At 38.4% G+C, this 24430-nt stretch carries 16 protein-coding genes; 15 read left to right on the top strand and 1 reads right to left on the bottom strand.

What is annotated here, in order from left to right; genetic code table 11:
* Positions 1-9 precede the first annotated feature (9 nt).
* Positions 10-726 (top strand): ABC transporter ATP-binding protein, encoded by a 717-nt coding sequence (locus tag DXA54_RS14110; protein WP_004304173.1) that lies wholly within the window; start codon positions 10-12, stop codon positions 724-726.
* Positions 723-3143 carry an ABC transporter permease gene (locus tag DXA54_RS14105; protein ID WP_120079789.1) on the top strand — a complete coding sequence of 807 codons (2421 nt, stop codon included), beginning with the start codon at positions 723-725 and terminating at the stop codon, positions 3141-3143. Before DXA54_RS14110 ends, DXA54_RS14105 begins: the two co-directional genes overlap by 4 nt.
* 626 nt (positions 3144-3769) lie before the next feature.
* On the opposite strand, the gene DXA54_RS14100 is transcribed toward DXA54_RS14105, so the two are convergent.
* Positions 3770-4333 carry a prolyl-tRNA synthetase associated domain-containing protein gene (locus DXA54_RS14100; RefSeq protein ID WP_004300608.1) on the bottom strand — a complete coding sequence of 188 codons (564 nt, stop codon included), beginning with the start codon at positions 4331-4333 and terminating at the stop codon, positions 3770-3772.
* A gap of 296 nt (positions 4334-4629) precedes the next feature.
* Here DXA54_RS14100 and DXA54_RS14095 point away from each other — a divergent pair, with 296 nt between their 5' ends.
* The 13 genes from DXA54_RS14095 (at position 4630) to DXA54_RS14030 (ending at position 24410) form a co-directional block, all read left to right on the top strand.
* The gene (locus DXA54_RS14095; protein WP_115484034.1) at positions 4630-5382 is read left to right on the top strand and encodes a FadR/GntR family transcriptional regulator; all 753 of its coding nucleotides are present in this window, start codon (positions 4630-4632) and stop codon (positions 5380-5382) included.
* Between the two features lie 47 nt (positions 5383-5429).
* Complete coding sequence (locus tag DXA54_RS14090) at positions 5430-6446, top strand: hypothetical protein (protein ID WP_032854270.1); 1017 nt, start codon at positions 5430-5432, stop codon at positions 6444-6446.
* Positions 6447-6481: 35 nt separating this feature from the next.
* On the top strand, positions 6482-7393 hold the full coding sequence (locus DXA54_RS14085) for a dihydrodipicolinate synthase family protein (RefSeq protein ID WP_120079787.1): 912 nt from the start codon (positions 6482-6484) through the stop codon (positions 7391-7393).
* Between the two features lie 116 nt (positions 7394-7509).
* A complete protein-coding gene (locus DXA54_RS14080; RefSeq protein WP_120079785.1) occupies positions 7510-9150 on the top strand; it encodes a sialidase family protein in 1641 nt (546 codons plus the stop codon).
* Positions 9151-9156: 6 nt separating this feature from the next.
* The gene (locus DXA54_RS14075; protein ID WP_004304167.1) at positions 9157-10389 is read left to right on the top strand and encodes an MFS transporter; all 1233 of its coding nucleotides are present in this window, start codon (positions 9157-9159) and stop codon (positions 10387-10389) included.
* Positions 10390-10425: 36 nt separating this feature from the next.
* Positions 10426-13716, top strand: coding sequence for a SusC/RagA family TonB-linked outer membrane protein (locus DXA54_RS14070; protein WP_120079783.1), 3291 nt, complete (start codon positions 10426-10428; stop codon positions 13714-13716).
* 19 nt (positions 13717-13735) lie between these two features.
* The gene (locus DXA54_RS14065; protein WP_004300601.1) at positions 13736-15190 is read left to right on the top strand and encodes a RagB/SusD family nutrient uptake outer membrane protein; all 1455 of its coding nucleotides are present in this window, start codon (positions 13736-13738) and stop codon (positions 15188-15190) included.
* On the top strand, positions 15177-16337 hold the full coding sequence (locus DXA54_RS14060; RefSeq protein WP_004300600.1) for a sialidase family protein: 1161 nt from the start codon (positions 15177-15179) through the stop codon (positions 16335-16337). Before DXA54_RS14065 ends, DXA54_RS14060 begins: the two co-directional genes overlap by 14 nt.
* Positions 16338-16635: 298 nt before the next feature.
* Positions 16636-18207 (top strand): PKD domain-containing protein, encoded by a 1572-nt coding sequence (locus DXA54_RS14050; protein ID WP_004326615.1) that lies wholly within the window; start codon positions 16636-16638, stop codon positions 18205-18207.
* Positions 18208-18269: 62 nt separating this feature from the next.
* On the top strand, positions 18270-20351 hold the full coding sequence (locus DXA54_RS14045; protein ID WP_004304165.1) for a beta-glucosidase: 2082 nt from the start codon (positions 18270-18272) through the stop codon (positions 20349-20351).
* A gap of 191 nt (positions 20352-20542) precedes the next feature.
* Positions 20543-21088: a DUF2500 family protein gene (locus DXA54_RS14040; protein ID WP_004326617.1), complete on the top strand. Its 546-nt coding sequence runs from the start codon at positions 20543-20545 to the stop codon at positions 21086-21088.
* A 20-nt stretch (positions 21089-21108) separates the two neighbouring features.
* Complete coding sequence (locus DXA54_RS14035; RefSeq protein WP_004300595.1) at positions 21109-21699, top strand: sugar O-acetyltransferase; 591 nt, start codon at positions 21109-21111, stop codon at positions 21697-21699.
* 233 nt (positions 21700-21932) lie between these two features.
* Entirely contained in the window at positions 21933-24410 is a 2478-nt protein-coding gene (locus DXA54_RS14030) for a TonB-dependent receptor (RefSeq protein ID WP_120079781.1), read from the top strand.
* The last annotated feature ends 20 nt before the right edge of the window (positions 24411-24430 follow it).

The following is a 24430-nucleotide window of genomic DNA, read 5'->3' as shown; positions in this document are numbered from 1 at the left end:
ATAATTATTATGATTAAAACAGAAAAACTATCTATGCTTTTCACCACAGAAGAGGTGCAGACAAAAGCATTGAATGATGTCACCTTACAGGTGGAACAAGGAGAATTTGTAGCGATAATGGGACCGTCAGGATGCGGCAAATCCACCTTGCTGAATATTCTCGGTACATTGGATTCTCCGACTTCCGGTTCTTACTTTTTTGAGGGGAAGCAAGTCGATAAAATGACTGAAAACCAGTTGACTGCTTTGCGGAAAGGCAATCTGGGCTTTATCTTTCAGAGTTTCAACCTGATTGACGAACTGACCGTGTATGAGAATGTGGAACTGCCACTTGTCTATCTGGGTATGAAGACTCTCCAACGGAAAGAACGAGTCAATAAAGTGCTCGAAAAAGTCAACCTGTTACATCGTGCGAATCATTATCCCCAGCAGTTATCCGGCGGACAGCAACAGCGTGTAGCCATTGCCCGTGCCGTAGTGACCGAATGTAAACTACTGCTGGCCGACGAACCTACCGGAAATCTGGATTCGGTGAATGGCATCGAAGTGATGGAACTGTTGAGCGAACTCAACCGTCAGGGAACCACAATCATTATCGTCACCCACTCACAGCGGGATGCGAAGTATGCACACCGGGTCATCCAACTATTGGACGGACAGATTGTAGCCGAAAACATCAACCGTCCGTTGGAAAAGAAAACGTCATCTAAAAACGAAACCGTATGATAGGGAATTACTGGAATAGTGCCTATCGGAATCTGATGAAGCGGAAGAAGTTCAGTTTCATCAATATCTTTGGATTGGCAATCGGAATGGCATCGGCATTACTGATGCTAACCTATGTCACTTTTGAGTTCAGCTTTGATAAAATGCACACGAAATATGCCCATATCTATCGGGTGCAAAGCACTTTTCATGAAGGGGAAGTCCTGACCGATTACTGGGCGACCAGCTCTTTCGGATATGCCTCGGCCATGAAAGAGAATCTTGCCGGAATCGAAGATTATACCCGTATCGCTACCCATCTCCAACCGGAGCAGATTGTGAAATATGGCGAACTGACATTACGGGAGAATCAGATAGCCTATGCCGATCCGGGCTTCTTCCGTCTTTTTGATTTCGAACTTCTGAAAGGGGATAAAAAGACTTGTCTCTCCATGCCCCGGCAAGTGGTAATCACCGAACGTATTGCCCGTAAGTATTTCAAAGATGAAGACCCTATCGGCAAAATTCTGATCTTTACCGGAACGTATGATAAAGTATCGTGCGAAGTGACCGGAGTCATGAAAGAAATGCCCTCCAACTCACACATTCATTATAATTTTCTGATTTCCTATGCCTCTCTGCCTCAATATATGCAGGAATACTGGTATAAGCATGAAGCCTATACGTATGTTTTGCTCGATTCATCGGAAAGAAAAGCGGAGATAGAAAAAGAATTTCCTGTGATGGCGGAGAAATACAAGACAGAGGAAGCACTGAAAAATAAGACGTGGGGCGTGTCTTTAATTCCCTTGGCAGATATACATCTCACCCCACAGATAGGCTATGAGACGGAAACCAAAGGAAATCGTTCTGCTATGATCGCCCTGATTTTTGCGGCTGTCGCTATTCTGGTTATTGCCTGGATTAACTATATCAATCTGACCGTAGCACGTTCGATGGAGCGTGCTAAAGAAGTGGGAGTGCGCAGGGTAGTGGGAGCTTTCCGCCAACAGTTGATTTATCAATTCCTGTTTGAGGCCTTGGTTATGAATCTGATAGCTTTCATATTAGCTGTGGGATTAATAGAACTGGTTCTTCCACATTTCAACCAATTGGTAGGACGTACAGTTACGTTTTCTGTCTGGTTCATGGATTACTGGTGGATTTTGCTGGTTCTCGTTTTTATAGCCGGAATATTTATTTCCGGGTATTATCCGGCATTGGCTTTGTTGAATCGCAAACCTATAACCTTGTTGAAAGGGAAGTTTTTGCATAGCAAGTCAGGCGACCGAACCCGTCAGGTACTGGTGGTTGTCCAGTATACAGCTTCCATGATTTTACTTTGTGTTACATTGATTGTTTTTGCACAGCTGAATTTTATGCGCAATCAATCTTTGGGAGTGAAAACCAGCCAGACATTAGTGGTTAAGTTTCCGGGACATACAGAGGGGCAGAATATCAAGTTGGAAGCAATGAAAAAAGCAATCGCGCGTCTTCCTCTGGTCCATCGGGTTACTTTTTCCGGTGCCGTTCCGGGCGAAGAAGTGGCCACATTCCTTTCCAATCGTCGCACCAATGACGCTTTGAAGCAGAACCGTCTTTATGAGATGCTGGCTTGTGATCCTGATTATGCGGATGCATACGGTTTGCAGATAGTAGCCGGAAGAAGTTTCTCCGAAGAATATGGTGATGATGTCGATAAACTGGTGATTAATGAAACAGCTGTACGTAATCTGGGATTTGCTTCCAATGATGAGGCGATAGGCGAGTTGGTAACAGTGGAATGTACTGATGCGCCGATGCAGATTATCGGAGTGGTGAAAGATTATCATCAGCAGGCGTTGAGTAAGAACTATACACCTATCATGCTGATTCATAAAGATAAAATTGATTGGTTGCCCCAGCGTTATATCTCTGTTGTGATGGCTTCCGGAAATCCCCGTGAACTGGTATCTCAAGTGCAAGAGATCTGGAATCAGTATTTTGCGGATTCCAGCTTTGATTATTTCTTCCTCGATCAGTTCTTCGACCACCAATATCGGCAAGACGAGGTTTTCGGAGCGATGATCGGTTCGTTCACCGGATTGGCAATCTTTATTTCCTGTCTCGGACTTTGGGTATTAGTCATGTTTTCCTGTTCCACCCGCACCAAAGAGATGGGAATACGTAAAGTGTTGGGAGCTTCCCGCTGGAATCTTTTCTATCAGTTGGTCAAAGGATTTTTCCAGTTGATTTTGATTGCAGTTGTTATAGCTCTTCCGGTAGCTTGGTTTAGTATGAATGCCTGGTTAAGCCATTATGCTTTCCGTACCGATCTCAAAGCGTGGTTCTTTATAGTACCTGTATTGCTGATGTTGTTCATCTCATTTGTGACAGTGGCTTTCCAGACAATGAAAATAATAATGAGCAAACCTGCTCGTTCATTGCGATATGAGTAATCTCTGAATCTACTCCATCGGATATTCGTTAATATCCGATGGATTTATGTTAAATGTTAACGAAACTGTTACTTCTATTAAACCATGTTATAAGATACGCTACTTGAGCCTGAAAATTTGGAGATATGCAGAAAGTCCGTATCTTTGCAATGTGTTTTTCATAGTATTAGATTTAAGGTTAACAAAAGATTGGCTGTCTGGGATAGATAGCCTTTTTTTATGCTTTTTCCCAAGCAAAAACATAGCGTCACTATCCGGTCGGGATGGTTACCCTATCCCACGAATATACCGTCACTATCATAAGTGGATACCGTCATCATGTTTAAAATGAATTTTTCTATCCTTTCTGTTATTCTATCATTCCCATCCTATCGTGAGTTGTCAATAAAATTCAAATATGCTTATTAGTTGGAATAACAATCTGGTAATACGCTGATATTTAGTTGATTATATGGCTTGTTTTTTGGTTTAAAACCAAAGCCCCGTTCCTTTAAAAGGAACGACCCGTTTCTCGGTGTGCAACGATGTGTTTCTCACCGAGGAACAAGACATGTACTTTAATTAAGTCGTGAAACTAGCTTAAATGTTCGTTTTTTTTGCAGAATGTACGACTTTGTAATTTCGGATTATAACTCCACGATATTAAAATTCTGATGACTGATTTTGGGCAATAGTATTTTAAGAATGTCCTCCAACCTGATTTTTAGACTGCATGTGTTTACGCATGGATGACATCCTATATATGTTGATTCAAGAATTTCTTTATCAATCAGGAGCTGTACTTTGTTCTCTTTATCGTAGATAAGACCTAGAATACTGACAGCCCCCGGAAAAGTACACAAGAGATTTTCCATTGCCTTTTCGGAAGCGAAAGAGAGATGGGAACTACCTATCTGCCCGGCAAGTTCTTTTGTTTTCAATTTTTTATTTGCAGGCAATAAGAGCATGAAGTATTCTTGCTGTTTATTAGTCAGAAACAGACTTTTGCATGAAGTACAACCTAGCTTTTGGGCTATTTCTGCTCCTTCCTCCATAGTCATTATGGCTGGGTGGTGTAGACTTTGATACGCTATTCCCAGTTTGTCAAGAGTGGCATAGATTTTATTCTCATGTGTTTCTGTATATTCTGAATCAGGACTCATATAATCGCTTTTTTTGATTGTTGCAAAGATAAAAGATACAATAGACATAACCTAGATTTTTATATGTGATTTTGTCTGTATCTTTAATTGCTTATTTTTGGGGGTATCCTATCTTATGAATTTATACCTTCACTATAATAAGTAGATATCGCTACTATGTTTAAAATGAGTATCTCTGCTCTTGCTATTGTTCTAAATGAGAGCTCAATATGTACTAAAAGTATGTTTCTCAACATAAATGTACATTTTCTTATTATAATGCCCTTGTATTCTAAAAAAAATCTCTTAATATTGCATTTGTATTATTTGTCTGACAAATAATACAAATAATAAAATCTAGTAATATGAAGATAGAAATTAATCAAACAACATTGATCGATCAGGTAGAAGACAGCTTACTTACCTACTTTAAAAAGAATGATTTGAGATGTGGAGATTCTATTCCCAATGAGAATAATCTGGCCGCAGAATTAGGAGTTGCAAGAAGTGTTGTCAGAGAAGCTTTGAGCCGTTTGAAAATGATGGGACTGATTCATGCGCGCCCTCGTAAGGGAATGGTTTTGACTGAACCTTCCATTTTAGGTGGAATGAAAAGAGTGATAGATCCTCGTGTTTTGAGTGAAGAAACAATTTTGGATTTATTGGATTTCAGAATCGCACTTGAAATAGGAATATCAAGTGATATTTTCCGTAAGATAACTCCTAAAGATATTGAGGAATTGAGCGAGATTGTGAAAATGGGAATTGTTTTCGAGAATAACGAGTATGCGTTAATCAGCGAATCGGCTTTTCATACAAAACTATACAAAATTACGGGAAATAAAATAATATCTGAATTTCAGGAAATCATTCATCCTATACTTGTCTATGTGAAAGAAAAGTTCAAAGACTACTTAAAACCTATAAATATAGAGATGAGTAAAAGCGGCAGAATAGCTACTCATGCTGATTTATTGGATTTTATAAGAAAAGGAGATGAGAAAGGCTATCGTGATGCCATTGAAAGACATTTTGAGGTTTATAAGATTTTTAAAGTGAACCGGAGTCTGGAATTGATGGCAGAGAAAAACGAAGAAGAAAGGCTAGATAGTATATGAGAAAACTGTATTTTTTTATTTTATATTTATCTTTAATTTTATCATATATGAATACGGCTTGTTCGAGAAAAGGAGAAAATAAGATAGTAATGCAATGGGAAAACTCATTGTTACTTCCGGGATGTACCGGTATGCTGAAAAACGTTGGATTGGCTGGTGCATACTCAGGAATAGTAGAGGATAAATTACTAGTGCTGGGAGGAGCCAACTTTCCTGATAAATATCCTTGGGAGGGAGGAGTTAAAACTTGGTGGTCTACTTTATATAGTTATGATCTGCACATGGATAAGTGGACTGTTTATGATGATTTCCTTAACAGCTCATTAGCTTATGGAGTTTCGATATGCTTGCCGGAAGGGTTATTATGTATTGGAGGATGCGATCGTATGCAATGTAGCGATAAAGTTTTTCTCATAAAAAAAGAGGGCGTTTCATTTGTAGTAGATTCTGTTAGTTATCCGGCTTTACCGGTTCCGTTGGCAAATGCAACGGGGGCTATTGGGGATAACTGTATTTATATTGCTGGGGGGCAGGAAACTATGACAAATGAACAGTCGACCAATCATTTTTATATGCTTGATTTATTGCATAAAGAAAAAGGATGGCAGAAGATGCCCGGTTGGGAGGGACCATCGCTCGCCTATGCGGTAAGTGTGGTTCAGGGAGGACGATTTTATCTTTTTAGTGGAAGGAGTTATGCTCCGAATGAAGTGATGGTAGAATATACGGAGGGGTATGTATATGAACCAGGTAGCAGGAAATGGAGCAAAATAGCTGGTAATTTTCCTGTAATGGCGGGGACTGCTATTCCATATGAAAAAGATAAGATAATACTACTGGGAGGAGTTGAAGAAATACTACCTACATCTCCCGAGCATCCGGGATTTAGCCGTAAGCTACGAGTCATCAGTACAGAAACAAATTCTTTGGTGGATTCTTTAGACTGCCCTTATCCTATTCCTGTTACGACAAATGCGGTTTATATGGGGAATGACGTTTACGTGGTAAGCGGTGAAATACAACCTGGTATACGAACTCCCTTAATTTTGAAAGGAACTTTCTGAAAATAAAGTAAAATAACAATCTAATTAAATGCACTATGAACAATTATGAAAAACTGGAAGGTATGGTTGCGGCCACCTTCACCCCATTGGATGAGAATGGGGACGTAAATTTATCTGTTATTGATAAATATGCTGATTGGATAGCATCGACTCCTATCAAAGGGGTATTTGTGTGCGGCACAACCGGTGAATTTTCTTCATTGACGATCGATGAGCGTAATTTAATTCTTGAAAAATGGCTCGTTTCTGCCCGTAAGCGATTCAAGGTCATAGCTCATGTAGGCTCAAACTGTCAACGAAGTGCAATGGAACTGGCACGTCATGCTGCACAAGTAGGGGCCGATGCTATTGCTTCAATTGCTCCCTCTTTTTTTAAACCGGGAACAGTAGATGAATTAGTTGATTTTTTTGCACCTATTTGCCACTCTGCTGCTGGCTTACCTTTCTATTATTATAATATGCCATCGATTACAGGGGTTAATTTGCCGGTGGATAAGTTTTTGGTAGAAGGGAAAAAGAAAATACCTAATCTGGTGGGTACTAAGTTTACTCATAATAACCTGATGGAGATGGGAGTTTGCATAGAGTTGGAGCAACATCGGTTTGAAGTATTGCATGGTTATGATGAAATTCTTATTTCCGGCTTGGCTATGGGAGCTGTAGCAGGAGTTGGAAGTACGTATAATTATATACCTAATGTCTATCAGGCTATTTTTGATTCAATGAAAATGAACGATTTGGAAACGGCTCGCCACAATCAGATAAAATCCATACGTACCGTGGAAGTTATTATTAAATATGGTGGCGGAGTGCGCGGTGGCAAAGCGATTATGAAGCTGATAGGTATTGATTGCGGTTCTTGCCGGTTGCCGATAAAACCTTTTTCTGTTGATGAATATGAAAAACTAAGAGGTGATTTGGACGCTATAAAATTCTTTGAATTCTGAAAATAATAAAGAGGAGATGACAGTAAAAGTGTATTGCTGGGGTAAGCTACTTTACTTTCTGTCTATCCCCTCCAATCTAGTTAAATGCGTTCAAAATTACCTAAAATAAAGATACTATGAAAGTAAGTAAGAAAATATTTATCATATTTTCGATGATTTTGTTATTGGTGTCACCAGTCACATCTTTAGGTAAAGACATAAAATGGGTACTGGAGAGACCTGTTATTCCTGTGTTGGTAAAGAAACCGGCAAATCCTGTAATGAAGATAACTTTAATCAGGACAGATAATCAACCTTATGTTATCCGGCAAATAGATCTGGATTTATTGGGGAGCACGAATGTGGCAGATATTGTTTCTGTTGCCATATATGGTGCGAAGAAGAATGGACTGATAGATACGTCTCGTTTACTTTGTAATGCACTTCCCGCTACACAAAAAATGTCATTTACTAATGAAGTGCAGGTTAATCAGGATTCTTTGTCTTTTTGGGTAGCCGTAACATTGAAAGATACGGTTTCACTGGATCATCGTGTTCAGGTTAATTGTAACCGGGTGAAAACCACGAAAGGCAATCTGAAAATTTTGGATAAAACAAGTAAACCTTTACGAGTAGGAGTAGCTGTACGACAGAAAGGACAGGATGGATGTATCTCATCACGTATTCCAGGATTAGCTACTAGTAATAAAGGCACTTTATTGGCCATTTTTGATGCCCGCTATGATTATCCTCGTGATTTGCAGGGAAATATAGATATTGCTCTTCATCGTAGTACAGATAAGGGAGTAACTTGGCAACCCATTCAAACTGTTTTGGATATGGGGGAATGGGGAGGTTTACCACAGAAATACAATGGAGTGAGTGATGCCTGTATTTTAGTAGATAAAAATACTGGTGATATTTATGTAGCAGGATTATGGATGCACGGTCTGCTGGATAAAGACGGAAAGTGGATAGAAGGTCTGAATGAAAACAGTACGAACTGGACACATCAATGGAAAGGTAGAGGTTCTCAATCAGGAACAGGGCTAAAAGAAACTTCCCAGTTTATGATAGCAAAAAGTACGGATGATGGTCTTAGCTGGGGCTTTCCGGATAATATAACCTCAAAGACGAAACGCCCTGAATGGTGGTTATTTGCACCTGCACCCGGACAGGGAATTACGTTGACAGACGGAACGTTGGTATTTCCTACACAAGGACGTGACGAAAACGGGCTTCCTTTCTCGAATATTACGTATAGTAAAGATCATGGAAAGACGTGGGTGACCAGTAATCCTGCATATCAGGATGTTACGGAATGTAGTGTCGTACAATTGGGTGACGGCGCCTTGATGTTGAACATGCGTGATAACCGGAACAGAGGAAATAAAGACGTGAACGGTCGTAGAATCTGCACAACTATTGATCTGGGAGAAAGTTGGAAAGAACATCCAACTTCACGGAGAGCACTCGTAGAACCTACTTGTATGGCAAGTCTGCATCGACATGAGTATATGGAAGAAGGAAAGAAGAAAAGCATGCTTCTGTTTGTAAATCCGAATAATTATGGGACAAGAGATAATCTGACTTTAAAAGTTAGTTTTGATGATGGAATGATTTGGCCGGAAGAACATTGGATTCTTTTCGACCAATATCGTAGTGCCGGATATTCCTGCATTACATCCATAGATGAAAATTCAATAGGTATATTATATGAGAGTAGTCAGTCGGATTTAGCTTTTATAAAAATCAATTTAATAGAGATTTTAAAGTAAACGGACATGAATAATAAAACTTCAAATATATATCCTTGGGTAGTGGTTGGGCTGCTGTGGGGTGTTGCTTTGTTGAATTATATGGACAGGCAAATGCTTTCCACTATGCGAATTCCAATGATGGAGGATGTGCGGGAATTGGAATCAGCAGCCAATTTCGGTCGCCTGATGGCTGTATTCTTGTGGGTATACGGACTGATGAGTCCTTTATCGGGGATTGTCGGTGATCGTATGAGCCGCAAATGGTTGATTGTAGGTAGTCTGTGTGTGTGGTCAGGAGTTACTTACTTGATGGGATATGCCACCACTTTCAATCAACTCTACTGGTTGCGTGGAATTATGGGAATTAGTGAAGCGTTGTATTTACCTGCTGCTTTGTCATTGATTGCCGATTTTCATAAAGATAAGACTCGTTCGTTGGCTGTGGGAATACATATGACAGGGTTGTATGTGGGACAGGCTATCGGTGGATTTGGGGCTACTTTTGCAGCAATCTATTCCTGGCATACAACATTCCATTGGTTTGGTATTATAGGTGTGGGTTATGGTGTTATTCTGGCATTTCTTCTGCGTGATAAAGAGAGAGGAAGTGTATCAGAAAATCAGAAGATGAAAAAGATTCCTGTATTGAAGAGTTTGGGAATGTTATTTTCCAATGTCTTTTTCTGGATTATCTTATTTTATTTCTGTGTACCGGGCACCCCGGGATGGGCGGCAAAGAACTGGTTACCGACTCTTTTCTCTGACAGCTTATCTATTGATATTTCGGTAGCAGGTCCTATGTCTACTATTTCTATAGCTTTGTCCTCATTATTCGGTGTGTTGGCAGGTGGATATATATCCGACCGTTGGGTATTAAAAAATGTACGTGGAAGAGTATATACTGGTGCTATGGGTTTGGGGCTTATCATACCTTCCTTGTTGTTTATCGGATATGGTCATTCTATTTTCGCACTGGTGATGGGGGCTATGCTGTTTGGGATAGGTTTTGGTATGTTTGACGCAAATAATATGCCTATTCTCTGTCAGTTTGTGTCTGCACGTTACAGGGCAACTGCCTATGGTATTATGAATATGTGTGGTGTATTTGCCGGAGCTACTATTACGAGCCTTCTGGGTGAGTCGATGGATGCCGGACATTTGGGACGCGATTTTGCGTTGCTTGCTATACTGGTATTTGTTATGCTGGTCATTTTGGTCACTTGTCTGCGACCTAAAACGATTGATATGAAAGATTAATCCTTATATAATTTATTCATTCTAATTTTATTTTTTATGAAAAACTCAATAAAGCATACTAAAGATTTATTAATATTATCGATGGTATTTATCTTATCATCTGTATTTTCAAATATTCAAGCGAATAATATTAATTCTGAAGATATAAAGGTCTCTGGTGTAGTACAAGACCAGACAGGAGTTGAATTACCAGGAGTTTCAATATCCGTAAAAGGTATGGATAAAGGTACTATCACCAATGCTTCCGGTGAATTTTCTATAATGGTTCCTCCTAATGCAACTCTGATTGTCTCTTTTGTCGGAATGGAAACAAAAGAGGTTGATATTAAGGGACGGAGAAATATTGTGATTGTTTTGGAAGAGAGTTCTGTGTTACTTGATGAAGTCGTTGCCATTGGTTATGGTAAACAGTCAAGAGCATTAATAACAAATTCTATTTCTAAGATAAATAAAGAGGAATTTCAAAAAGCACCAGGACAGAATCCGTTATTACAATTACAAGGCAAAGTTCCAGGTTTATCCTTACAAATATCTAATGGACAACCGGGGGCAGACCCTCAAATATTTATTCGTGGAGGTAGTTCTACTTCACCTGAAAGTGATACTCCCTTAATAATTATTGATGGTATAATATCACAAGGATTTAGAAATATATCAGATATGAATCCTGCAGATATAGAATCGATAGAAGTTCTGAAAGATGCTGCTTCTACTGCTATTTATGGTTCCAGAGCTGCTAATGGTATAATCTTGGTTAAAACCAAAGTTGGTCAGAAAGGGAAACCTACTGTCAGTTTAAGGTATACGTATGGAGTGGAACAACAACCGCAGAGAATTCCACTATTGAATGCACGGGATTATATAACATTATCCCGTTCTAATATTGCGAAATTTAATCAGGCTGATTTGACATATAATGGAAAGGAAGATCAGGCAAAATTCTTAAGTGGTTCTTTTGGTATGTCAACAGGAAATCCGAGAAACTCTAAAAATACACTTGAATTTTTGGATGTTTATTTGCAAAAGTATGGTCAAGGTTATGTGAGTAATCTGCTGGAACATGAGGGCTGGCAAACCATGGCGGACCCTGTTACGGGAAAACAGCTCATCTTCCAGGATAATGACTTTCAGAAAGCAACTTTCACAACAGGACAAAAGCATGAGGTTGATCTTAGTATTAGTGGAGGAACAGAGGCGATAAACTATTATGTAGGTTTAAGATATTTGAATCAGGATGGTATACTTAGAGGTACAAATTATAAAAATTATAGTGTCTTATTTAATGGAAATTATAAATTAAGTGAGGCATGGAGTTTGTCTACTAAAGCTAGTCTGCAGGTTAGAGATGCTGTGGGAGGTGGAAATACAGTCAATACTATATCTCGAAGTATATTAACACCACCGACCTACAGATTGTACTATGAAGATGGAACTCCAGCCCCCGGAGAAGGTATTTCTTCTTTCAGAAGTAGATTGCATGAGATTTATTATAAAACAAATTATGATGATACTAGTGTGTATAGGACAACTTTTCAGTTGGGTGCAATCTGGAATATTTTACCTGGGCTAGTTTTAAAACCAACAGCCTATTATTTTGGAACTGAAGGTATTGAGAATTATTTTCAGGCAGATAATGAGACGACTGGAAATACAATCCGTCCTGCTTCAGCTAAGCATAACTATGACAGACATTTGCAGGGAGATTTGGTTCTTTCGTATGATAAGAAAATCAAGGAGCATAATATAGGAGCTGTAGCAGGTGCCAGTTATACTCATGATTATAGTTACAGACTTTCGGCAAGCGGTAGTGGATCTTCTATAGATTTAATTCCAACATTAAATGCAACGGCAGATAGTACACAAAGAGCAAGTTCTACTAAGACAATGGAAGCTACTTTAAGTTATTTTGGACGTGTAAACTATGATTATAAAGGTAAATATATAGTTTCTGTCAGTATGCGTGCAGATGGTTCTTCACGGTTTGCAGAAGATAATAAATGGGGATTTTTCCCTGGAGTATCAGCTGGATGGAATATGCATAGGGAAAATTTCTTCAAGCCATTAGAAAGTATTATGAGTCGTTGGAAATGGCGTGCAAGTTGGGGGCGTACGGGTAATAACAATTTGAGTGTTGCCAATTCAAGAGGTGAGTACAAAATTACAGATACTAATTATCAAGGATCAGTAGGTATACTAAATACAACATTAAAAAATTCTCAATTACGATGGGAAACGACGGAATCGTATGATATCGGAGTCGATCTCGGATTTTTTAATAATAGATTGGGATTATTAATTGACTACTATAATAAACTGACATTTGATAGATTGTATGATGAACCTTTATGGAATTCTACGGGCTTTAGTTCGATTAAGAGTAATTATGGTTCAGTAAGAAACTCCGGAATAGAAATAGAGTTGAATGCTACTCCTATTCAAACCAAAGATTTTTCATGGGATTTATCATTGACGTTTGCTTACAATAAAGGAATCGTAGTAGATTTACCGGATAATGGAGAAGAGAAAAATCGGGTAGGAGGTAATTTTATTTATGATCCTGCTACAGGAGGTACTAAAAAGGTTGGGGGAATTGCTGAGGGCGAAAAGTTTGGTGGAAGATGGGCGTTTCATTATTTAGGAACCTATCAAACGGAAGAAGAAGCAGCTAAAGCCCCTAATGATCCTAATGCGCAAGGTAGAAAGAAACATGCAGGAGATGCCATATTTGAAGACGTGAACAATGATGGGCAATTGGACTCTAAAGATATGAAATTCATGGGATATATCCGACCGGATAAGGTAGGAGGTATTGTCAACTCTTTCAAATATAAAGGACTTACTGTACGAGTTGTAATGGACTGGGCTATGGGACATGTGATAGATAATGGTTTTAAAGGACAGATAATGGGTAGTTCACGTAATAACAATAATGCCATAAAAGACGCAATGACCAATTCCTGGCAAAGTGCGAATGATGGAACGAAATATCCTAAATATACAGTTCAAAGTGATTACGATTATCAATATCGAAATCATATGAGATGGGATAATCAAATAGGCAGTTCTGAAAGTGGGAGTACCAACAATAGCCTGTATTTTAGTAAAGGAGATTATCTGGCATTTAGAGAAGTGTCTTTAAGCTATATGCTACCATCAACTTGGGTTAGAAAAATAAGATTGAGTGGAGTGGAAGTTTTTGCTGGAGCATATAACATAGGTTATATAAAGAAATATGATGGTATGTTTCCTGAAATATATACCGGAGTGGATTATGGGGTATACCCAAGGCCAAGACAATATAATATGGGAGTAAAAATTAATTTCTAATTAAATAAGACTTGTAATTATGAAACAAATTAAATCAATATTATTAGGAATTTCATTGTTTTTGTTACATTCATGCAATTTGTTGGATGTAGATACAGTTTCAAGTATAACGGGAGACGGGTACTGGAATACAAAGGGGGATGTAGAAAGCTATTTGATAGGTATTTATACTAAGTTACGTGATACTTCTAATTCAACTCTTCATTTTGAAGATAGAGGAGATGCTTTTACAACAGGTCTGGAAGGTGGTCCATCGAATTTGTGGGCGCAGAATCTGACTTCACAAAACGGATATGGTTGGTCAAGTTATTATTCGGTAATTCAGCATTGTAATATGTTATTAAAGTATACTCCTGGAATAAGTTTTGGAGTGGAATCTGATAAAAACAGGCTGTTGGCAGAAGCATATTGCATAAGGGGATATATGTATTTCTGTGTAGCTCGTATATGGGGAGATGCTCCTATAGAACTGGAACCGACAGAAAGTTCCAATAAGCCTAAATTAGCAAGGGAGCCGGCAGAGCAAGTTTTAGAACGGGCTCTAAGTGATGTGAATGCAGCAATCAATCTCTTCCCGGAAGAAAGTTATACGAATGGAAAAGGAAGAGCCTCAAAACCGGCATGTTATGCACTGAAAGCCGATATTTTGTTATGGAAAGCGAAAGTCTTGAATGGTTCTGAGCAGGATTTGAAAGATGTTATCACTTATGCTGATTTAGCAAGTAAAGGTCTTTCTTTTGAAGACAATTTTGCCGATATTTATGGTACTAAATATGGAAAAGAAGTGATATGGACTATTCACTTTGAGATTTATGAAAAGGAAGCCCAATATAGTCAAAGTTTGAAGCCAAGAGATGTATTTGTGGAAAAGGCAGTAAATAAAGATGAAATACCTTATGCAAAAGGTGGGGCTCGCAGTACTTATGCACCAAGCTCTTTTTTAATAGATCTTTTTTATGCTAATCCCACTGATATTAGAACAAAAGAGTCTTTTATAATAGCTAAGGATGCGGGAGGAAATGAGATCGGTATTTTCGATAATAAGATGAAGGGGACAAAAACAGAAGGTGATCGTACCTATGATTCGGATATTATCATTTATCGACTTGCAGAGATGTATTTGTTCAAGGCCGAAGCTTATGCAGCATTGAATCAGACACCGCAGGCTATCATTGAGTTAAATAAAGTCAGGGATCGTGCTAAGATAGGTATTTATAATGGAAGTACGGATAAAAAAGTAGTGGAAAAGGAGATTCTGAATGAGCGTGCAAGAGAATTATATCTTGAAAGGAAAAGATGGCCTGATCTTCTCAGATTCCATTTTGGTGGAACAATAGATGTCTATCAGGAAGTTCCGAACTTGAAAAAGAAAGCTATTGATAATATTATTATTCCATTATATCTCGCAATTCCACTAAGTGATATGAATATTAATCCTAATCTGAAACAAACCCAAGGATATGAAAACTTATAAGATTCTGACATGTATATTTCTTATGACGAGCCTATTTACACAGGCTTGTCAAAAAGATGATGATTCACAAGATACTCCGGTTCCACCTTCACCTGAAGAGGAAGTTCCAGCATCCCAATTCGATTATGTCTATAGTCAGGGAGTAGACGGATATGAAGTCTATAGAATACCTGCTATTGTTAAAACGCAGAGTAATACCTTATTGGCATTTGCAGAGGCTAGAAAAGCTAGAAGTAATGGAGACAGTGGAGATATAGATCTTGTTGTTAAGCGTTCGTCTGATAATGGAAAAACATGGAGTAAACAAATAATGATATGGGATGATGGGCAGAATACTTGTGGAAATCCTGTTCCGATTGTTGATGATAAAGGTAGAATACATTTGTTAATGACATGGAATTATCAAACAGATAAGTGGGGAACAATAACCAATGGAACCGGAGAAAACACTCGGCGTCCGTATTATACCTATTCGGATGATGACGGTGTCACTTGGGCATCTCCTGTTGAGATAACTTCTGCTGTGAAAAAAGAAAAATGGGATTGGTACGCTACTGGACCTTGTCATGGTATTCAAATTCAGAAAGGGACCAATAGGGGACGTTTAATTGCTCCAAACTATTTTACTACTAGGGAAAATGGAAAAGTAAAAAGTTATTCGCATATTATTTATTCTGATGATTACGGAAAGACATGGAAACCAGGTGAACCAACTCCGGTTAGTGGTGTTGGCGAATGTTCTGTTGCTGAAATAGGAGAGGGAACTTTAATGTTGAATATGAGAGCGGATGAAGGATTCTACCGAAAAAATAGTATTAGTCAGGATGGTGGTATAACGTGGTCTAATCCTCAAGCTAGCAACGATCAAATAGATTGTAAATGTCAGGGTAGTATACTATCAATAGGACAATCTGTTTTTCTCTCAAATGCAGCTTCTGCTACAGAACGTATTAATATGACTATTAAGAAAAGCTCTGATGGTGGAAAAAGTTGGAAAGGGCAATATATTGTGTATGAAGGAAACTCTGGTTATTCGGATTTGGTTGAACTCTCTGATTCACAGATTGCTCTTATATATGAAGGTGGAGAAAAAAGATATACAGATGGATTGGCTTTTAAAGTTGTCAATATAAAATCGATACAATGAATTGGTGTCAATACATATTGTTCAGACTGTTTTTATTTTCCTGTTCTGATGTGCAGGAGAATACAGATATAAGTTTAACACGCATAAATATGAGTATAAAGAAAAGTGCGGATAATGGTAAAACATGGTCGGCAGGATATGTCGTATATAGTGGGGCTTCGCCTATTCTGATATCGTAATGTTCTCTGATAATGAAATAGGAATTTTATATGAAAATGGCAGCTCAAAGCTATACGAAAAGATTAGTTTTGAGAGAATTAGAATTAATAAAATACAATGAATTTAATATATCACTGATATGAAAAGAAAAGTTTTATATTTATTACAGTGTGTCGTTATGATAGTATTGTCTGCTTGTTCTGAAGATGATTTGCAATCATTACAGGCAGCATTTGAATCGAATGTTCAGGAAGTCACAATGGGTGAAAGTGTCACTTTCAAAGATGCTTCTACCGGTGAACCGACTAAGTGGAACTGGCATTTTGATGGAGGAGAACCGGAGACTTCGGTCTTATTCAGTCCTAGTGTTGTGTACAATAAACCTGGAGTTTATTCTGTCATTTTGTCTGTTGGACGAGGAAGCAATGTTAATGAAATTGTGAAAGAACAATATATTACTGTCAACTACCCATCTCAGATAACAGCCAACTTCTCTGCAGATAAGACTACTGCAACAAATGAAGATATTATATCTTTCAAAGATTTATCTAAAGGCTATCCTAATGAATGGTTGTGGAGTTTTACTCCTAAAGAAGGTGGAGAAATTATTACTTCAACAGAACAAAATCCACAAATGATGTTCTCTCCGGGAATTTATACGGTTAAATTAGTGGCAAAAAATCCGAAAGCATCTTCTGATAAAGTAATGGTGGATTATATCACTGTTATTGATAAGAATGCGATTGCCGCAGATTTTGGAGCACAATGCCGGAATACATATGCCGGAGGATATATTCACTTTTTAGATAAAACATTGGGAATGGTGGAAGACTGGAAATGGACTTTTGAAGGAGGTAATCCTTCTGTTTCAACAGATCAGAATCCTGTGGTGCAGTATGTAAATCCTGGAAAATATAAAGTGACGTTAACGGCCAAAAACTCGGTGAACAGTTCCGTAAAAGAGAAAGAAGGATACGTATATGTCATTTCTGCAGAAAAACTAGTGTTATATTTACCATTCGATGGTGATAATAAAGATATAGGTCCCAATCAATTGAACCCTGAAGAACTTATAGGAGGAACTGGGGCAAATGTCTATAATGCTCCGGCACGTTTTTCTGGCGAAAGTGCTGAATGTAGATTCGCTGCTCATTTCCAGGGAGATAAAGAAAATTATTCAATATTGTCTATTCCTGAAGAAGGGTTAAAGAGCCACTATACGGAGAGTGAGTTTACTGTTGCATTCTGGGTGAAGACTTCAAATATGACTGGAAAGAATGCTATATTCCATCAAGGTGTTGGTCCTGGTGCTACATATACTGATCCTGTCCCAAGACAAAGTTGGTTCAGACTTGATACTAGTGGTAAAACTGTTGTGTTCTGCGTAGAATATAAAGGTAAGGCTGGAAACTGGGCTGAATATGAAGGAAAACGGATGGATGATGGTGAATGGCATCATTATGTTTGTGTTTATCAAAAAGTTGATGGCAAAAGGGATAGTTATCTTTATATAGACGGAGAAAAAGTTATTGAAAAGAAAGGGGTTATTGACAAAGTAGTTGATAATTGGCCATATTACATTGGTTGTAATTATCGCTTTACTAATGGAGCATTTGCCCCTGAAAACTTTTTAAATGGTTATCTGGATGATTTTATTTTGTACGAAAGAATATTATCAGAAAGTGAAATAAAAGAATTATATAATAATTAAATATTAATAGGTAGAACTTCTCTATTATAAAGAGGAGTTCTACATTAAAGAGTTTTCATAATATGAAAAAAATTATCTCACTTGTTTTTATGTTTATTAGTTGCATTGGGATATATGCTCAACAAATAATGGACGCAACTGCGGCATATAAAAAGGCGAATGACTTATTGGAACGATTGACGATAGAAGAGAAGGCACTTATGGTCAGAGGATATAATAAATTCTTTATTAAAGGATTCGAAGAGAAAGGGATACTTCCCATTTACTTGTCGGATGCAACACAAGGAGTAAATATCCGAAATAATTTGCCTGATCCTAATGTGGTGAAACAATTGGAACGCTCAACAGCTTTTCCTTCTCCTATATTGTTAGCCTCTACATTTTCTCCAGATCTATCTTACCAATATGCAAAAGCTATTGGTGAGGAATGTAGAGCCGGAGGTATCGAAGTTTTGTTGGGTCCTGGATTAAATATTTATCGACAATCTCAATGTGCAAGAAACTTTGAATATTTTGGAGAAGATCCTTATTTAGTATCTCAAATGGTAAGTCAATATGTAACGGGACTTCAAAGTACAGGCACAGCGGCTTGTTTGAAGCATTTCTATGGGAACAACACCGAATTCTATCGTAAACGGAGTAATTCTATCATTAGCGAACGAGCTATGAATGAAATCTATTTACCTGGTTTTAAGGCAGGAATAGATGCGGGTGCTATGTCTGTAATGACCTCGTATAACCAAATTGATGGAGAGTGGGCTGGGCAAAGTTCATATGTTATTAAGAATATTCTTAGAGAAAAATTGGGATTTAAATGGTTGGTAATGAGTGATTGGAATTCGGTGTGGAATTTGGAGAAAGTTATTAAATCAGGACAGAATTTGGAGATGCCTGGTTCATATAATTTTGGAGAATCTGTGTTGGGTTTATACCATCAGAAAAAAATCACAGAAAAAGATTTAGATGATATGGTGCGTCCTATTTTGGCTACTTGTATTGCAATGGGATTTTATGATAGGTCCAAATATGACTTGTCTTTGCTTGATAAGTATCAGGAGCATGAAAAAATTGCACGACAAGTGGCAGAAGAAGGAATTGTTTTACTTAAAAACAGAGATAATATTTTGCCACTTGATCCAACAAAGAATAGAAAAATATTATTGACAGGTAAGTTTATATATGAAATACCTCGTGGCTATGGAGCTGCAGAAGTAATCGGCTACAATAATGTAAGTCTGATTGAAGCATTACAGAGAGCTTTTGGCAGAACAGTGTATTATATAGAAAAGCCTACTGTAGCTGATATAAAAGAGGCTGACATCGTTTTGCTAAGTATGGGTACGCGAGATAAAGAAGCAATAGAACGTCCATTTGCTTTGCCAAAAGAAGATGAATCATTAATGCGATATGTCACTAAAAATAATCCTAATACTATTGCTATCCTCAATACGGGATCAGCTATTGATATGTCTGCATGGAATGATCGATTGGCGGGTTTGATTTACGGGTGGTATGGAGGACAATCGGGTTTTGAAGCACTTACAGATATTATCACAGGTAAGGTAACTCCTTCTGGTAAGTTACCAATGACTATAGAAAAAACATTTGAGGACTCACCGGCATGGGGATACTTACCTAAAGGGGCGTCACTCTATAATGAACTTAAAAATGAGCATCTTATCAATGTGTATGATGTGAATTATGGAGAAAGTGTATTAGTGGGATATAGATGGTATGATACAAAAAATATAGAACCACTTTATCCTTTTGGGTATGGGCTTTCTTATACAACTTTTACATTGACTAAACCACGTTTGTCATCTAAAAAAATGAATGACCAAATGATAAGATGTTCGGTGACTATTACAAATACAGGAAGTCAGAAAGGAGCTGAAGTTATACAGCTATATCTCAAAGAAAATCAACCATCTGTGTTGCGTCCCGAGAAAGAACTGAAAAGGTTTAAGAAGATATTTTTAAATTCAGGAGAGAATCAAACTGTAGAATTTGAAATAACGCCAGAGGATTTGGCTTTCTGGGATGATGAAACGCATGATTGGAAAGTGAATTCCGGTCAATATTCTATTTTATTAGGAACATCCTCCAGACATATTAGTCATATTCTTTCTTTCACAAAAGAATGATTGTATAGCTGTCATTTTATTAGGAGATACAATAAGCATGAATTTCAGTTATGATGGAAAATCAAAAGGTCTTGATATATCGGCAAAAGGCTTTTGATTAATCATGAATTAGTAGGTTGAATCAAGTATTTTTCTTAATAATCAGTGTTCTCAGTAGCTTATTTTTATATTTGCGTATAAATGAAAGAAATATGATGAAAACTCTATTTATTAAGATACTTCGCTTTTTGATGCTTCTGGTATTTATTGCTTCGTGTGGCATCGGATATGTTATCTATGAAGATACACTGACTGCCTGGTGGATACCTCTTGGAATGGCGCTTTTGATTGCTCTTGTTACTATCCCATTCTATAAGAAATGGATATGGCTGACAACCATGGATGGTAAAGTAATTAATTGTTTGTGTCATTTGGCTTGCATCGGTGCCATCAGTTATGTCTTGTTTCTTGGCGGTAATTATTGGTTTGCCGATCCTGCTTCCACACACGAAGAAACAGTGATGGTACAGAAAAAATATGTAGAAACACACAAGAAGACCCGTAGAGTAGGCAGGCATCGTTATGTTTCGGATGGCATACGTAAGGAATACTATTTGCAGGTAGCTTTTGAGAATGGAGCTGTGGAAGAGCTGCATGTGTCACTTTCCACTTATAATAAGGCCAAGGCAGGTGCATCGAAGATACTGACTTTACAAAAAGGCTTTTTCGGATTACCGGTGATTACAAAAGGACTTTAATCAATCATTATGATATAGATATGGAAAATAGAGAATTGTATGAAAGAATGTTGTCGGGGACTATGTATAATGATTTGTCTACAGAACTGGTTCAGAGAAGAGAACAAGTCGTTTTTCTGACTAATGATTATAACTCTACTTATGGAAAACCCAAAGAGGTTCGTGAAGCATTATTACGCAATTTGTTGAAAGGCATTGGGGAGAATGTTCACTTCGAACCCAATTTCCGGTGTGAGTTTGGATTTAATATCACTATAGGAAACAACTTCTTTGCTAATTTTGATTGCATCATGTTGGATGGGAATCTTATTACAATAGGGGATAATGTATTGTTGGGGCCACGTGTAGGATTGTACACAGCAAATCATGCACTTGATGCCCGGGAACGCATTATGGGAGGTTGCTATGCACATCCGATTGTAATAGAGGATAATGTCTGGATTGGTGCAGGCGTTCATATTATGGGTGGTGTTACCATTGGGAGAAATTCGGTAATCGGAGCAGGAAGTGTAGTGACTAAGGATGTGCCGGAAAATGTAATCGCTGCAGGAGTGCCATGTAAAGTAATTCGGGAGATCACGGATAAAGATAAGACCGACTTTTTAGGGTAGGTTGGCGTGTGCTATTAAAAAAAGTCACATCACTTTTAGAGGATATAAATCGTTCTGAAAGTGATGTGTCTTTTAAAAAGAGGTTCTTCTTTAAGTGAAATTCCATAGTTCGGACGATTTTTCGTCTTATCAATTTTGTGTTTTGTCTACAAACGGGATGTATTCGTCTCATTTCAAAAATCGGCAATCTTCTATACTCTATCTTCGTGACGAAATAAAAACAGAATAAAATCATGAAGATGAATAAAACTAGATTATTAGAAAAAATATCTATTCAGTCGGGTATCTCCGCAGATGAATGCAGCGCAGTACTCAAAACCTTTGAAAGAATTCTTAGTGAAGAGTTAACCCGGAAAATACATCGTTATGGCGGGTGGATACTTTTGTTGGTTGCTTTGTTGGTATCCGCAGTGGCTTTTAGTCAGACACCGCAGAGAAAAGGCCCGCCGGTACAGACAATCCGGGGAATGGTTATTGACGGGGATTCAAAACACCCGATACCGTATGCAACGGTGAGATTATCCGAAAAAGAGGGAACTGGTACGATAACAGACAGTCTCGGTCGTTTCAGCATACCACAGGTTCCTGTTGGACGGCATACGGTAGAGGCAGCCTTTATGGGATATGAACCGGGTATTTTCAGAGAGATACTGGTAACTTCCGCCAAAGAGGTTTATTTGGAAATTCCTTTGAAAGAAAGTGTAAACGAACTCAATGAAGTAGTGATTCGTGCCAGGACCAATAAAGAGGAAGCGATGAATAAGATGGCTACTACCGGAGCCCGTATGTTGAGTGTGGAAGAAGCGAGCCGCTATGCCGGAGGTTTTGACGACCCTGCCCGTTTGGTATCCTCCTTTGCCGGAGTGGCCCCCAGTGTATCTTCCAATGGAATATCCATTCATGGCAATGCTCCCCATTTGTTGCAATGGCGATTGGAAGACGTTGAAATTCCCAACCCGAATCACTTTGCGGATATTGCCACATTGGGTGGAGGAATACTTTCATCTCTTAGTTCGCAGGTATTGGGTAATTCCGATTTCTTTACCGGAGCTTTTCCGGCAGAATATGGAAATGCGGTATCTGGTGTGTTTGATATGAAATTGCGTAATGGAAATAACCAGAAGAATGAGAATACGCTTCAAGTGGGCATCATGGGAATTGATGTAGCTTCCGAAGGACCGTTAAGCAAGAAGCACAAAGCATCCTATATTTTCAATTATCGGTATTCCACAACAGGACTTCTGAACTTGGAGGGCGGAAAGATGGACTATCAGGACTTGAACTTCAAACTGAATTTCCCGACACAGAAAGCAGGAACATTCTCTGTCTGGGGAACCAGCCTGATTGATAAATTCGGCAGTGATTTTGAAAAGAATACGGATAAATGGGAATATATGAGCGACCGTAGCGAATCAAAAGACAAACAGTATATGGCTGCCGGAGGTATCAGCCACCGTTATTTCTTCAACAATGACGCATCACTGAAAACCACTATTGCCGGTACTTATTCGCAACTGGACGGTGGAGCAATCCTATTTAACCACTCTTTGGAATCCACCCCCTACATGGATCTTAACTCAAAACATACTAACTTAATACTGACTTCGACTTTTAACCGTAAATTCAGTAACCGTTTTACTAATAAGACAGGATTTACGTATAATGCCATGTTCTATCAAATGAACCTTGCCATTGCTCCTTATGAAGCCGAATCACTGGAAACCGTATCTCAAGGAAAAGGCAATACGAGTCTGATATCTGCCTACAATAGTTCTTCTGTAGGATTGACGGAACGCTGGACGCTCAATGCCGGTATTTACGGGCAATTTCTGACTCTGAATAATAAATGGTCTGTTGAGCCCCGTATTGGTTTGAAATGGCAAGCTACTCCGAAAGCAACTTTCGCACTGGCTTATGGTATGTACAGTCGCATGGAGAAAATGGACGTCTATTTTGTGAAAACGAAAAGTACAGGAGACAAATCCGTCAACAAGGAACTCGATTTCACCAAAGCGCAGCACGTCATGTTATCTTTTGGATACAAAATATCCGATCGCATGAATCTGAAAATAGAACCTTATATCCAATTTCTCCATGATGTGCCTGTGATGGCTGACAGCTCTTATTCCGTACTCAACCGTTCTGATTTCTATGTGGAAGACGCATTGGTTAATAAAGGAAGAGGACGCAACATCGGTATTGACATCACTTTAGAACGTTTCCTGGAAAAAGGACTCTATTACATGATTTCCGGTTCTCTTTTCGATTCCCGCTACCGGGGCGGAGACGGTGTGTGGTACAATACGAAGTTTAATCGGAATTATGTCATCAACGGACTGATTGGAAAGGAATGGATGCTGGGACGTAACAGACAGAATATTCTTAGCATCAATCTGAAATTGACCTTACAAGGAGGTGACCGGTATTCTCCGATTGACAGGGAAGCAACGATGAATCATCCTGATAAAGAGGTACAGTATGACGAAACGAAAGCATTTTCTAAACAGTATTCTCCCATGCTTATCGGCAACTATACCGTGAGTTACCGCATCAACAAGAAGAAAGTCTCTCATGAGTTTGCAGTGAAAGGACTTAATTTTACCGGTGCGAAAGAACACTATGGACATGAATATAATGTGAAAACTGGAAAAATTGATGTTAGTGACGGTTCTACAACATTGACAAATGTGAGTTATAAACTTGAATTTTAAATAACCGATATAGAAGTCCA

Source organism: Bacteroides sp. OF03-11BH, assembly GCF_003604005.1.
Lineage (GTDB): Bacteria > Bacteroidota > Bacteroidia > Bacteroidales > Bacteroidaceae > Bacteroides > Bacteroides ovatus.
Note: the sequence above shows the minus strand (reverse complement) of the source record. Positions and strands in the feature narration are given on the sequence as shown.